Raw genomic sequence first — 13,422 nt, 5'->3', positions numbered from 1 at the left:
CCCATGCCCAGGACGGGTACAGGGGGTTCAAAGGGAGTCTTGCAATGATCGGTGAACTGCGCGCACTACGGGCCGTCTGCCTGTTCGGACTATTGAGCCTGTCGGGATGCGCGTCCTGGTTCACCGATGAGGACCTGGCCCCTGCGGTCCACCTGGTCAAGGTCGAAGTGGTCAAGGCCAACCTGCTGGAGCAGCGCTTCACCCTGCACCTGCGGGTCGACAATCCCAATGACAGCGACCTGACCGTGCGCCGCTTGACCTACCGGGTCTACCTGGAGCGTTTTCTGCTCAGCGAGGGCGAGCATGAACACTGGTTCACCGTCACGCCCCACAGCAGCCGCTACTTCAAGGTGCCGGTGCGCACCAATCTCTGGCCGCAGATCCGGGATGTGGTGAAACTGTTGCGCAAGCCCGAACGGCCGATCCCCTATCGCCTCGAAGGGGAGCTGGAAATAGGATTATTCATCGGCCAGGACGTGCACCTGAAGCGCAATGGCGTGATAATTCCCGGCGATTTTATCCCGGAGTAACCCGCAATGACCCAGCAACCTCATGTCCATGGCCCGGACTGCAACCACGACCATGACCACCACGATCATGACCATGGCCATGTTCACGGTCCGCACTGCAACCACGCCCACCAGGAACCCGTGCGCAACGCGCTGAAAGACGTTGGCCGCAACGATCCTTGCCCATGCGGCAGCAGCAAGAAGTTCAAGAAGTGCCACGGCGCTTGATCTGATCGCGCAGTAGAGGCCTGTCCGCGCCACGTCGCCGTCCGGCCTCTCCTAAAAAAGCTGCGCCAGGTTCAACACCGTGGCGTACTCGCCGTGCAGGTTGGCCAGCGACATGTCATGCACCTCCTCGGCAGAACGGGCTCGACCGGCAAAGTCGCGCTTGTCGAAGGTGAAGCAGGCGTCGGCCACCACCCATACCGCAAAGCCCAAATTACCGGCGGTTCTTGCCGTCGACTCCACCGAATTGTTGGTGGCCACACCGACTATCACCAACTGCCCGATCCCCTGCTGGCGCAGATCCGCCTCCAGCGAGGTGCCACAAAAGGCATCCGGCACCTGTTTCTGAATCAGTCCCTCCCCCGTTTGCGGACGAAAACGCGGCTGAAATTCCACGCCGGACTGCCCGGGCCAGAACACCGAATCCGTCGAGCGCGACAGATGCTGCACATGGATCACCGGCCAACCCCGGGAGCGCCAATGGGCCAGCAACTCGAGCATCCGCTCCTCTGCCTCGGGATTGTTTCGTGGGCCGAGCCGGGGATGCAGGATGCCTTGCTGTTGATCGATGATTAGCAGCGCCGTGTCGGCCGGAATGGGCATGCAACATTCTCCGTTGGAGCGTCATTGAATTTTGCCAACTTCAACATCACCTGCTGTGACAGGCAAGCCACTCATTGCACACCGGACGACCTAATGCAGACGCTTGCTGTCGTGCCATCGTCGAGCATGAAACGACAGATGACGGCGCTCCGGCGCTGGCTATTTGTGGCGCGGTCAAGAAATACCTCCAGCCCCCGCTTGCGCGGCACTCGCCTGCTCACTAACGTAGCGCCTTTATCGACGCTACCCCCCGCAGGAGCTTTGCCATGGCCTCGCCAGCCCTCTCACATTTTCTTCCCCGGTTCGGCGTTGCCGCGGCAGTGGCCGGTGCTCTCAGCCTGGCCGGTTGCCAGTCCTGGAACACTCAAAACAGCCTGCCACCCACCTCCGGCGTACAGCCCCTCAAGGGCCTGGCGCAGAATGTTTCGGTTAGGCGTAGCGTCGTCGGTGTACCGCTGATCGAAAGCAACAGTTTCCACGACGCGCTGTTCACCCTGGGCTATGTACACGCCAGCGATCGTATCGAGCAGATGGTCACCCTGCGCCTGCTGGCCCAGGGCCGCTTGGCGGAGATGTCCGGCGCCGAGGTGCTGGAAGTCGACCGCCTGATGCGCGCGGTGAATCTGAAGAAAAGCGCCGACGAGCTGTACAAGGCCTCATCACCACGGATCAAGCGTTTCTTCGAGGTCTACGCTCGAGGCGTCAACGCCTACCTGTTCCGCTACCGCGACAAGCTGCCGCCAGACCTGGCCGCCCGCGGCTACATCCCTGAATACTGGAAGGCCGAGGATTCGGCACTGATTTTCTGCCTGCTGAATTTCGGCCAGTCCGCCAATCTGCTGGAAGAGATCAACAGCCTGGTACTGGCACAAAAGGTCGGCAGCGACAAACTGCCCTGGCTGACCCCGAGCTACCCCGATGAACCGCTGCCCACGGCCGAGGCCGACAAGCTCAAGGGGCTGGCCTTGCAGGTGCCGGGCTTGAGTGAACTCAGCCTGGCCGCCAAGCAGATGTCGACCCTCAACTCACTGGGTGTCACGGCCGGCAGCAACCTGGCCGTCGCCCCGCAGCGCGCTCGCAGCGGTCGCAGCCTGCTGGCCAGCGACAGCCAGATCGGCGCCTGGTACTACGTACAGATCCGCGCGCCGAAATATCAGGCGGCCGGGGCCTCGATCGCTGGTCTACCGGCCATTCTGCAAGGCTTCAACGGCAAGCTGGCCTGGAGCATGAGCTCGGCGATGGGCGACAACCAAGACCTGTTCCTGGAAAAACTCAAACGCCAGGGCAACGCTCTGTACTACCAGAACAACGGAAAATGGCAGCCGGTCATCGTTCGCAACGAGACCTACTTCATCAAAGGACAGCGGCCAATTCGCGAAGCGGTGTACGAAACCCGCCACGGTCCGCTGCTCAACAGCACCCTGGGGATCAACGCCAACAATGCCCTGGCCAGTGGCTACGGCCTGGCGCTGCAAATGCCGGAGCTCAAGGACGACAGGAGCCTGGATGCGTTCTTCGATCTGTCACGGGCCCAGAATGTGGAGAAGGCCTCCGACGCCAGCCGCGAGATCCGCGCCATTGCCCTGAATATGGTCTATGCCGATGCCAGCAACATCGGCTGGCAGGTCACCGGGCGCTTCCCCAACCGCCGCGAGGGCGAAGGCCTGCTGCCCTCTCCCGGCTGGGACGGACGCTATGACTGGGATGGCTACGCCGACCCGATGCTCCACCCTTATGACCAGGACCCGGCGCAAGGCTGGATCGCCACCGCCAATCAGCGGGTCATCCCCCGCGGTTACGGCATGCAGCTGTCCAACTCCTGGGACGCTCCGGAGCGGGCCGAGCGCATCGGCCAATGGCTGTCGGGCGGCAAGCAGGACAACCGCAGCCTGATTGCCCTGCAGTACGACCAGACCACCCTGTTCGCCGCCAAGTTGAAGATGATGTTCGAGGCGCCGGGCATGGCCCTGCCGCTGAAAAACGCCATCGACGCCCTGCCCGATGCAGACCGCGCCAAGGCCCGTGAAGCCTACAGCCGGCTGATGGCGTTCGACGGCAAGCTCAGCGCCGGCTCCGCCGACGCCGCGCTCTACGAACTGTTCCTCCAGGAAAGCGCCAAGCAGACCTTCCTCAAACAGCTCGGTCCGGAGCCCGGCGTTGCCTGGCAGGCGTTCGTTGCCAATGCGGGCCTGTCCTATCCGGCCCAAGCCGACCATCTTCTGAGCCGGGAAGACAGCCCGTTCTGGGGCGACTCGCGCAACGGGCAAAAAGAGGACAAGCCGACCATTCTCGCCCGCAGCCTGGCGGCGGCCATCAGTTCGGGCGAGCAACTGCTGGGCACGGACCGCAAGGCCTGGCAGTGGGGCAAGTTGCACAGCTACCGCTGGACCCACAACAGCGGCCAGGCGATACGCGCCCCCTTGCAGGCCGGTGGCGACCAGAACACCGTCAACAGCGCCGGCTATCGCTGGGGACAGGACTTTGCCATCACCACGACCCCGGCCCTGCGTTTCGTCGTCGACTTCGCGCTGAGCGAGCCGCTGATGGGCCTCAACAGCAGTGGCCAATCCAGCAACCCGGTGAGCCCGAACTACGCCAACGGCATCGACGGCTGGCTCAAGGCCCAGTACCTGAGCTTCCCGATGCAACCGCAGAACTTTGAACGCAGCTACGGCAAGACCCGCCTGACCCTGGTCCCGGGCAAGTAACCTCCCCCCGGCCGAACCCGCTGGCGCATCCTGCGCCAGCGGTGTCGCCCCATAACGATCACTAGCTCTCCAGACGCCAGCGCCCAAACCAGCAGACATCCGCTCTGCAGCGCCTCGTAGTCCGCTCCCCTGCATCGCCGCCCCCTCTTGGCGCCGCGCCGCCCACACGCCTCCTTTCAGTGCACAACAGGCCTTGCCCAGGTGTTGCCAACTGCTTTTAAAACACTTGTTCGGGGCTCTGGTTCGGAAATTGCTACTTTCAATAAGTCTTATGCGTTCCAGTAACAGTACTCATGCGCCACAAGCGCTCATATTGGTTCTTAGGGATTGAATAATGAAAAAAGCATTGCTGACCCTTTCCGCACTGGCTCTCTGCATGGCCGCCGGCTCCGCGCTGGCCAAGGAATACAAGGAACTGCGCTTTGGCGTCGATCCGTCCTATGCCCCCTTCGAATCCAAGGCCGCCGACGGTAGCCTGGTGGGCTTCGACATCGACCTGGGCAACGCCATCTGTGCCGAGCTGAAGGTCAAGTGCAAATGGGTCGAAAGTGACTTCGACGGCATGATTCCCGGGCTGAAAGCCAATAAATTCGACGGTGTGATCTCGTCCATGACCGTCACTGCAGCCCGGGAAAAAGTCATCGACTTCTCCAACGAGCTGTTCTCCGGTCCCACCTCGTTCGTGTTCAAGAAAGGTTCGGGCTTGAGCGCAGACACCGCCTCGCTCAAGGGCAAGACTGTGGGCTATGAGCAGGGCACCATTCAGGAAGCCTATGCCAAGGCCGTGCTGGACAAGGCAGGAGTCAAGACCCAGGCCTATCAGAACCAGGATCAGGTCTATGCCGACCTGACTTCAGGGCGCCTGGATGCCTCGATCCAGGACATGCTGCAAGCCGAACTGGGCTTCCTCAAATCGCCGCAGGGGGCGGGCTACGAAGTCAGCAAGCCGGTGGATGACCCACTGCTGCCGTCCAAGACCGCCATCGGTATCTCAAAAGGTAACAAAGAGCTGAAAGCGCTCCTGGATAAAGGTATCAAAGCGTTACACGATGATGGCACCTACGCCACCATCCAGAAAAAACACTTCGGTGACCTGAACCTCTACAGCGGTAAATAACCTGCCGGCGCCCATCCTCGATGGGCGCCTTTTTTATCGCCACGGGTCATTGATCAATGCTCGAAGAACTTCTAAAAAACCTGGGGCTTTCCGCCTTCAGCCTGAAGGGTTTCGGCCCTCTGCTGCTGGAAGGTACCTGGATGACCATCAAGTTGTCGGTGTTGTCGCTCCTGGTCAGCGTCTTGCTCGGCCTGCTCGGCGCCAGTGCCAAACTCTCCAGCGTTGCCTTGCTGCGGGTCCCCGCCCAGCTTTACACCACCCTGATCCGCGGGGTGCCGGACCTGGTACTGATGCTGCTGATTTTCTACAGCCTGCAAACCTGGCTGACCTCCTTCACCGATTTCATGGAGTGGGAATACATCGAGATCAACCCTTTCAGCGCCGGGGTGATCACCCTGGGTTTCATCTATGGCGCCTATTTCACCGAAACCTTCCGCGGGGCGATCCTCGCCGTGCCCCGGGGCCAGGTAGAAGCGGCCACCGCCTATGGCCTCAAGCGCGGCCAGCGCTTTCGCTTCGTGGTCTTCCCGCAGATGATGCGCTTTGCCCTACCAGGCATCAGCAACAACTGGATGGTGATGCTCAAGGCCACGGCCCTGGTGTCGATCATCGGCCTGGCCGATCTGGTCAAGGCCGCCCAGGATGCCGGCAAGAGCACCTATCAGCTGTTCTACTTCCTGGTCCTGGCGGCACTGATCTACCTGTTGATCACCAGCGCCTCCAACTTCGTCCTGCGCAAGCTTGAACGGCGCTATGCCGCCGGCGCCCGGGAGGCCGTGCGATGATCGAACTCCTGCAGGAATACTGGCGTCCCTTCCTTTACAGCGACGGTTACCACATGACCGGGCTGGCCATGACCATGTGGCTGCTCACGGCCTCGATCTGCATTGGCTTTTTGGTGTCGATCCCGCTGTCCATCGCCCGGGTCTCGCCCAAGCGCTACATCCGCTGGCCGGTGCAGTTCTACACCTACCTGTTTCGCGGCACACCGCTCTATATCCAGTTGCTGATCTGCTACACCGGGATCTACAGCATCGCCGCGATCCGCGCGCAACCGCTGCTCGACGCGTTCTTTCGCGACGCGATGAACTGCACCATCCTCGCGTTTGCCCTGAATACCTGCGCCTACACCACGGAGATTTTCGCCGGGGCGATCCGCAGCATGGCCCACGGCGAAGTGGAGGCAGCCAAGGCCTATGGTTTGAGCGGCTGGAAGCTGTATGCGTACGTGATCATGCCTTCGGCCCTGCGCCGCTCGCTGCCCTACTACAGCAACGAAGTGATCTTGATGTTGCACTCCACCACGGTGGCCTTTACCGCGACCATTCCCGACATCCTGAAAATCGCCCGGGACGCCAACTCGGCGACCTTCCTGACGTTTCAGTCGTTCGGTATCGCCGCCATCATCTACCTGTGCGTGACCTTCACCCTGGTGGGCCTGTTCCGTCTCGCTGAACGCCGCTGGCTGGCCTTCCTCGGGCCGACCCACTAGGACTTGCTGCCGGGAAATCATCAATGCGCCACGAGATCCACGACCTGCTCGCTCCGCTGCCGGGCACCGCGCGCCAGGTCCACAGTTTTCATTTCGGCCCCGCCCAGGCCCAAGGCAAGGTCTACATCCAGTCCTCCCTGCATGCCGATGAAATGCCCGGCATGCTGGTGGCCTGGCACCTCAAGCAACGCCTGACGGAGCTGGAAGCCGCCGGTCGCCTGTTGCATGAAATAGTCCTGGTGCCGGTGGCCAATCCGGTGGGCCTGGAACAGGTGTTGATGGACGTTCCACTGGGGCGCTACCAGCTGGAAAGCGGCCAGAACTTCAATCGCGGCTTCGTCGACCTCAGTGAAGAGGTCGGCAACGCCATCGAAGGGCTGCTCACTCACGATCCGCAGCACAACCTCGACCTGATTCGCCGACACCTGAGCGATGCCCTGCCCCGTCAACGACCACAGACGCAATTGCAGTCCCTGCAACTGACCCTGCAACGGCTGGCCTGCGACGCCGACATGGTGCTGGACCTGCACTGCGACTTCGAAGCCGTGGCGCACCTGTACACCACCCCCGAAGCCTGGCCCCAGGTAGAGCCATTGGCCCGCTACCTCGGCGCCGAAGCCTGCCTCCTGGCCACCGACTCCGCGGCCTGGTCGTTCGACGAGTGCTTCAGCCTGCTGTGGTGGCAACTGCAACAGCGCTTCGGCGAACACTTCGCCATTCCTACGGGCACCTTTGCGGTCACGGTCGAGCTGCGTGGTCAGGGCGACGTCAACCACGGCCTGGCCAGCCTCGACTGCCAGGCCATGCTGGACTACCTGACCCGCTTCGGCGCCATTGCCGGCCAGGTTCCGCCGCTGCCTGAGCTGCCCTTTCCGGCCACGCCGCTGGCGGCGGTCGAACCGGTAGCGACGCCGGTGGGCGGGCTGCTGGTGTTCGCTGCGCTACCGGGGGAATACCTGGAGGCCGGGCAGTTGGTGGCTGAAATCATCGACCCGATCCATGACCGGGTTACCCCTATCCATTGCAACAATGCCGGGCTCCTGTATGCCCGCTCGCTGCGGCGCATGGCCACCGCCGGCATGGTGATCGCCCATGTCGCCGGCCGCGAGGCCTATCGCAGCGGCTATCTACTTTCGCCTTGAGGATGCAAGCCCCATGTACAAACTGACCGTTGAAGGCCTGCATAAATGCTACGGCGACAATGAAGTGCTCAAAGGTGTGTCTCTGAAGGCCAAGACCGGTGACGTGATCAGCCTGATCGGCGCCAGCGGTTCGGGCAAAAGCACCTTTCTGCGTTGCATCAACTTTCTCGAAACCCCGGACGACGGCGCCATGAGCCTGGATGGCCAGCCGATCCGCATGGTCAGCGATCGCCACGGCATGCACGTGGCCGATCCTGCCGAGCTGCAGCGGATTCGTACGCGCCTGGCGATGGTGTTCCAGCATTTCAACCTGTGGAGCCACATGACGGTGCTGGAAAACATCACCATGGCCCCGCGTCGGGTGCTGGGAGTCAGTAACAAGGACGCCGAAGAACGGGCCCGGCGCTATCTGGACAAGGTCGGCCTGCCGGCCCGCGTCGCTGGCCAGTACCCGGCCTTCCTCTCCGGCGGCCAGCAGCAGCGAGTGGCCATCGCCCGGGCATTGGCCATGGAGCCGGAAGTCATGTTGTTCGACGAACCCACTTCAGCCCTGGACCCGGAGCTGGTGGGCGAGGTGCTCAAGGTGATCCAGGGCCTGGCCGAGGAAGGCCGGACCATGATCATGGTCACCCACGAGATGAGCTTCGCCCGCAAGGTGTCGAGCCAGGTGCTGTTTCTGCACAAGGGTCTGGTGGAGGAAGAAGGTACTCCTGAGGAGGTGCTGGGCAACCCGAAAAGCGAGCGCCTGCAGCAGTTTCTCAGTGGCAACCTGAAATAGCGGCCGCGTAGAACGCCACCGTCCGCGCAAGATTGTCGCGGACGGGGCGACTGACGGTATCCAGTGAGTTCAAGCCACAGGCGCGGGCGGCGGCTCGTCCGGCAAAGTGGGCTCACCAGGTTCGGTAGGTTCTGGGGGTTGGGGAGAGTCCGGGTCGGGCTGACCGGGAATGCCGCCTGCCATGTTGACAGGCGGATGTGCCAGCAGGGTCCAGGCCAATACCCCAACCTGATTGGGTTCCAGCCTGGCCAAGGTGGCGCTGATTCGCGGATCTATCTTCATGGGGCACTCCTGAGCTGTGCCCGGTACACCTTGCGCATACCGGAAATACACCCAATAGAGTGTGGGTGTGCTCAGGAATTCCCGCTATTTGTCAGACGGACGCAATCAGGTACGCGGCAGGGTCACGCCACGCTGGCCCTGGTATTTGCCGCCACGGTCCTTGTAGGAAACCTCGCACTCTTCATCCGACTCCAGGAACAGCATCTGCGCCACGCCTTCATTGGCGTAGATCTTGGCCGGCAAGGTGGTGGTGTTGGAGAACTCCAGGGTCACGTGGCCTTCCCACTCGGGTTCCAGCGGAGTCACGTTGACGATGATGCCGCAACGGGCATAGGTGCTCTTGCCCAGGCAAATGGTCAGCACGTTGCGCGGAATGCGGAAATACTCGACGGTACGGGCCAGGGCGAAGGAGTTTGGCGGGATGATGCAGACGTCGCTCTTGATGTCGACGAAGCTCTTTTCATCGAAGTTCTTCGGGTCGACGGTGGCCGAATTGATGTTGGTGAACACCTTGAATTCATCGGCGCAACGCACATCGTAGCCGTAGCTCGACACCCCGAAAGAGATCAGCCGATCCGGGCCTTCGCCACGCATCTGGCGCTCTACGAAGGGCTCGATCATGCCGTGCTCTTGCGCCATGCGGCGAATCCACTTGTCCGATTTGATGCTCATGGCGGGTGTCCTGAAATAACGAGGTGAAAAAAATCTGTCCGGCATCTTACCGGGGCGCGGGGTCGGGTTCAAAGTCCGGGACGTTTTTCTCGCCCGACACCAGGATTTTCAAGGGTTCGGCGACGAACGACGGGCCGTCAGTCACGAAAACCGAGAAACCTTGGCCCTAGCCATTGGCACGTTCAGGAAAAAGGGTTAAGGTGGCGCCACTGTGCTGCTTGTGTCACTGAGAATCTCTACACGATGTTGAATTTCGATCCAACCATCTCCAAGAATTTTTCCTGCTCTTTGCACTCAGTCTCGGCCAGGGCTTTTCCTGAGTCGCAGTTAACTTTGTCCAAGGAGATACACCATGTCTAATCGCCAAACCGGTACCGTTAAGTGGTTCAACGATGAAAAAGGCTTCGGCTTCATCACTCCACAATCCGGTGACGACCTGTTCGTACACTTCAAAGCTATCCAATCCGACGGCTTCAAAAGCCTGAAAGAAGGCCAACAGGTTTCTTTCATCGCTACCCGCGGTCAGAAAGGCATGCAAGCTGAAGAAGTTCAAGTTATCTAACTTGTACTGATCCAGTAAAAAGCCCCGCCCTCAACAGCGGGGCTTTTTTGTGCCCGCAGGTTTTTGCGGCGTGCAGCCAAGGCGCATCCTCGCGAATGCACCTGGCTGGTACCCCGTTACCAGGTCACGCCAAAGCCCACGGTATAGCGGGTCTTATCCAAGTCGCTGTCCTCGGTACCGCGGATCAGATCCTTTTCCGCCTTGAGGTTGAGCGACGCCCAGTCCGTGACCTTGTAGCGCAGCCCCATCTCCGCATCCAGCGCGTAATCGGCGACGCCGGAAAACGGCCTGCCCACTTCGCCATTAGTGAAGAACTCCACCCGCTTGCCAATCAGGTAACGGTTGTAATCCCACTTCATCGCCAGTGAGTAGAAGCTGTCCTTACCGCCATCGGCGTACTCGTAATCCGTGCGGTTGAGCAGCGAGCCCAAGGAGAACGCCCCAAGCTCATCGTCCCAGAACTGGTAGCCGGGACCCGTACCCACCACCCGTTGCCGCGCAAGATCTTCTACTTTGTCGCGCTTGTAGGTCAGGCGTCCTTCCCAGAACCACTTCTCGGTAATGAAGCGGTCCAGAGCGTACTCGGCATTCCAGTTGTCGGTAGTCACCACCTGATTCTGGAACTCACGGTTGTACTCACCCTGGGCGTTGTGACGCCAGGCACCATGGCGCGCCGAAGTCTTGAAGTCGATGTCATAGTCATCGGTGTCCTTTTCAGCACGTTTGTAATCCATGGCCACGTCGACATTGCCCTTCCAGACCACATCCTCCACCAGCGGCTTGGGTTTCATGATCTGCTGGATACTGGCCAACTCCACGGTCTTGGGCGCCTCACCGTTGGCCAGGACAACCTTGCCCTCCTCCGCCGCCTGCAGCGACTTGGCCTTTTCCCCGGTGTAGGCATCCTGTTTGACCAGCAACTCCTGATCGCTTTCCAGGGTCTTGACCTGCTTCCAATCAATGGAAATGGCGCCACCGTAATCGGTCTGGATCAACAGCTTACCGCCGTCGAAAACCTTGATCTTGCCGCTCAACCGGTCACCGTTCTTCAACCAGACGGTATCGGCCAGAGCAGGCATGGAGGCGCTGAGCACCGCGAAACACAGCAACGTTCTAGGCAACATAAGCAATACAGGACTCGATCTTGCGAAAAAAAACGGCATTATTCCTGCTGAACAAGCCTTAGTCAGGACTGACCCGGGTATCGAGAGTGAGTTCAATACTCACAAGACTTTCATCCTCACAATCTCCCCGTGCCCCTGCCCCTATCTGGAACCGCGAATGTGACCGAACACGGCGAAGACTCGCAAACCCCCGCGCAAATCCGACGCACGGCGCTGTACCTGACCCTGGCCCAAGTCCCCGAAGGCAAGGTCGTCAGCTATGGCCAACTGGCAGAAATGGCCGGCCTGGGCCGGGCCGCGCGCTGGGTTGGACGCACCCTCAGTCAGCTACCCGCCGATACCAGCCTGCCCTGGCACCGGGTACTCGGTGCTGGCGGCCGCATCAGCCTGCCCGTCGGTAGCCCATCAGGCGACGAGCAGCGCGCCAGACTGCGCGGCGAAGGTGTCTCTATCCTGAACAATCGCGTGGATATTCAGCGCCATGGCTGGCGCCCGGTAGAGCACAGCGGTTAGAGTGCGCGCTTTGTTTCCGTAATCTGAGGCAGACTTCAGCCCATGCCCCGTAAAACCTGGCGCGCCGCACTTGCCGCCTATGCCAGCCCCTCGACGCTCGTGCTGTTGCTGCTTGGTTTCGCTGCCGGCATGCCTTACATGCTGGTGTTCTCGACTCTTTCGGTGTGGTTGCGCGAGGCCGGTGTGGCTCGCGAAACCATCGGCTACGCCAGCCTGATCGGTTTGGCCTATGCCTTTAAATGGGTGTGGTCGCCACTGCTCGACCAATGGCGCCTGCCTCTATTGGGCAAGCTCGGCCGACGCCGCTCGTGGTTGGTACTGGCCCAGGTCCTGGTGATTCTCGGTCTGATCGGCATGGGCTTCTGCGATCCGCAAAAACACCTGTCCTGGTTGATCGCCATTGCGGTGGTCGTGGCCTTTGCCTCGGCGACCCAGGACATCGCCATCGACGCCTATCGCCTGGAAATCGCCGACGACAGTCGACAGGCCGCGCTGGCCGCCAGCTACATGTCCGGCTACCGGGTCGCGGTACTGCTGGCCACCGCCGGCGCGCTGTTCTTCGCCGAAGGCTTCGGCTCCACCGGCTTCAGCTACAAGCATTCGGCCTGGACCGGTACCTACGTGCTGTTCGGCGTGCTGATGATTCCAGCACTGCTCACCACCCTGCTGATGCGTGAACCAGCAGTGCCATTGCGCACTCAACTGTCGGCAGGGCGCTACAGCTTCGCCCACCAGTTGATCTCGGTGTTCGTCCTGATCGTGCTTCTGGTTTCAGTGCCAGCCACCTTTACCCAGCTGTACAACACCGACTTCGCCAGCGTGATCTTCGACGGCGTCAGCCTGCTGGACCTGCTGCTGGAAGACCGGGCCTTCCTGCGGGCGATCCTCTACATCACCCTCAGCACCCTGTGCCTGTCGGCCATGGGCCGTCGAGGCCTGGCGCCGGTGTTGACCCCGGTGAACGACTTCATCCTGCGCTACCGCTGGCAAGCCTTCCTGCTACTGGGTCTGATCGCCACCTATCGCATGTCGGACACGGTCATGGGCGTGATGGCCAATGTTTTCTATATCGACCAGGGTTTCACCAAGGACCAGATTGCCGGGGTCAGCAAGATCTTCGGCCTGATCATGACCCTGCTTGGGGCCGGCATGGGCGGCCTGCTGATCGTGCGCTTCGGCATCCTGCCGATCCTGTTCATCGGTGGTGCCGCGTCTGCCGGCACCAACCTGCTGTTCCTCATGCTCGCCGACATGGGCCCGAACCTGAAAATGCTGATTGCCACCATTTCCCTGGACAACTTCAGTTCGGGAATGGCCACTTCCGCCTTCGTCGCCTACCTGTCGAGCCTGACCAACCTCAAGTTCTCGGCCACTCAGTACGCCCTGCTCAGCTCCATCATGCTGCTGCTTCCACGCCTGATCGGCGGCTATTCCGGAGTCATGGTGGAAAAATACGGCTATCACGACTTCTTCCTCATCACCGCCATACTCGGGGTGCCGACCCTGATTCTGATCGCCATTCACTGGTTCCAGGAGAGCCGCCGCGCCGGACCGAAAGACCCGTCGGAGCAGCCCGCCAAGGGCGCTGTCGTGGGCGAGGAATCCTAGAAAATCCCGGGAGTTGCGGCTTTTCTCCGCGGCTCCCGTCCCCTCAAAGCGCAATCCTGTACGCCAGCGGAACTCGCCCGTACAATG

The 13,422-nt window shown here is 61.1% G+C and carries 15 protein-coding genes; 11 read left to right on the top strand and 4 right to left on the bottom strand.

The features are described 5' to 3' along the window. Nucleotides 1–44 precede the first annotated feature (44 nt). Both KHO49_RS07465 and KHO49_RS07460 read left to right on the top strand, forming a co-directional pair. Nucleotides 45–530: an LEA/WHy family protein gene (locus KHO49_RS07465; protein WP_102861454.1), complete on the top strand. Its 486-nt coding sequence runs from the start codon at nucleotides 45–47 to the stop codon at nucleotides 528–530. A 6-nt stretch (nucleotides 531–536) separates the two neighbouring features. After that, on the top strand, nucleotides 537–737 hold the full coding sequence (locus KHO49_RS07460; RefSeq protein WP_007923047.1) for an SEC-C metal-binding domain-containing protein: 201 nt from the start codon (nucleotides 537–539) through the stop codon (nucleotides 735–737). A 51-nt stretch (nucleotides 738–788) separates the two neighbouring features. On the opposite strand, the gene KHO49_RS07455 is transcribed toward KHO49_RS07460, so the two are convergent. After that, complete coding sequence (locus KHO49_RS07455; RefSeq protein WP_102861453.1) at nucleotides 789–1,337, bottom strand: cysteine hydrolase family protein; 549 nt, start codon at nucleotides 1,335–1,337, stop codon at nucleotides 789–791. Nucleotides 1,338–1,603: 266 nt separating this feature from the next. On the opposite strand from KHO49_RS07455, the gene KHO49_RS07450 reads away from it, so the two are divergent. From KHO49_RS07450 to KHO49_RS07425, 6 genes are all read left to right on the top strand, one after another. Next, nucleotides 1,604–4,045 (top strand): penicillin acylase family protein, encoded by a 2,442-nt coding sequence (locus KHO49_RS07450; RefSeq protein WP_213664826.1) that lies wholly within the window; start codon nucleotides 1,604–1,606, stop codon nucleotides 4,043–4,045. Nucleotides 4,046–4,379: 334 nt separating this feature from the next. Next, nucleotides 4,380–5,162 (top strand): transporter substrate-binding domain-containing protein, encoded by a 783-nt coding sequence (locus KHO49_RS07445; RefSeq protein ID WP_102878612.1) that lies wholly within the window; start codon nucleotides 4,380–4,382, stop codon nucleotides 5,160–5,162. A 56-nt stretch (nucleotides 5,163–5,218) separates the two neighbouring features. Next, on the top strand, nucleotides 5,219–5,947 hold the full coding sequence (locus KHO49_RS07440; protein WP_102861450.1) for an ABC transporter permease: 729 nt from the start codon (nucleotides 5,219–5,221) through the stop codon (nucleotides 5,945–5,947). Then, entirely contained in the window at nucleotides 5,944–6,654 is a 711-nt protein-coding gene (locus KHO49_RS07435; protein ID WP_102861449.1) for an ABC transporter permease, read from the top strand. The genes KHO49_RS07440 and KHO49_RS07435 overlap by 4 nt, the downstream gene beginning before the upstream one ends. A gap of 23 nt (nucleotides 6,655–6,677) precedes the next feature. Beyond that, nucleotides 6,678–7,796 (top strand): succinylglutamate desuccinylase/aspartoacylase family protein, encoded by a 1,119-nt coding sequence (locus KHO49_RS07430; protein ID WP_213664825.1) that lies wholly within the window; start codon nucleotides 6,678–6,680, stop codon nucleotides 7,794–7,796. A 13-nt stretch (nucleotides 7,797–7,809) separates the two neighbouring features. Continuing rightward, nucleotides 7,810–8,574 carry an ABC transporter ATP-binding protein gene (locus tag KHO49_RS07425; protein ID WP_110594985.1) on the top strand — a complete coding sequence of 255 codons (765 nt, stop codon included), beginning with the start codon at nucleotides 7,810–7,812 and terminating at the stop codon, nucleotides 8,572–8,574. Nucleotides 8,575–8,643: 69 nt separating this feature from the next. Here KHO49_RS07425 and KHO49_RS07420 read toward each other — a convergent pair whose 3' ends face one another. Then, nucleotides 8,644–8,856 carry a hypothetical protein gene (locus KHO49_RS07420; protein ID WP_102861446.1) on the bottom strand — a complete coding sequence of 71 codons (213 nt, stop codon included), beginning with the start codon at nucleotides 8,854–8,856 and terminating at the stop codon, nucleotides 8,644–8,646. Between the two features lie 105 nt (nucleotides 8,857–8,961). Then, nucleotides 8,962–9,528, bottom strand: a complete 567-nt coding sequence (gene dcd / locus KHO49_RS07415; RefSeq protein WP_016965530.1) for a dCTP deaminase — start codon at nucleotides 9,526–9,528, stop codon at nucleotides 8,962–8,964. A gap of 352 nt (nucleotides 9,529–9,880) precedes the next feature. Between dcd and KHO49_RS07410 the strand changes: the two genes are divergently transcribed. After that, nucleotides 9,881–10,090, top strand: coding sequence for a cold-shock protein (locus KHO49_RS07410; protein ID WP_002554837.1), 210 nt, complete (start codon nucleotides 9,881–9,883; stop codon nucleotides 10,088–10,090). 116 nt (nucleotides 10,091–10,206) lie between these two features. Here KHO49_RS07410 and KHO49_RS07405 read toward each other — a convergent pair whose 3' ends face one another. Then, nucleotides 10,207–11,214: a DUF481 domain-containing protein gene (locus tag KHO49_RS07405; protein WP_102878608.1), complete on the bottom strand. Its 1,008-nt coding sequence runs from the start codon at nucleotides 11,212–11,214 to the stop codon at nucleotides 10,207–10,209. Between the two features lie 159 nt (nucleotides 11,215–11,373). Here KHO49_RS07405 and KHO49_RS07400 point away from each other — a divergent pair, with 159 nt between their 5' ends. Then, complete coding sequence (locus tag KHO49_RS07400) at nucleotides 11,374–11,727, top strand: MGMT family protein (protein ID WP_102878607.1); 354 nt, start codon at nucleotides 11,374–11,376, stop codon at nucleotides 11,725–11,727. A gap of 42 nt (nucleotides 11,728–11,769) precedes the next feature. Beyond that, on the top strand, nucleotides 11,770–13,335 hold the full coding sequence (locus KHO49_RS07395; RefSeq protein ID WP_102878606.1) for an AmpG family muropeptide MFS transporter: 1,566 nt from the start codon (nucleotides 11,770–11,772) through the stop codon (nucleotides 13,333–13,335). The last annotated feature ends 87 nt before the right edge of the window (nucleotides 13,336–13,422 follow it).

This window comes from Pseudomonas sp. RC4D1 (genome assembly GCF_018390395.1).
Taxonomy (GTDB): Bacteria; Pseudomonadota; Gammaproteobacteria; order Pseudomonadales; family Pseudomonadaceae; genus Aquipseudomonas; species Aquipseudomonas danubii.
The sequence above is the reverse complement of the archived record's forward strand: the minus strand, read 5'-3'. Positions and strand labels throughout refer to the sequence as shown.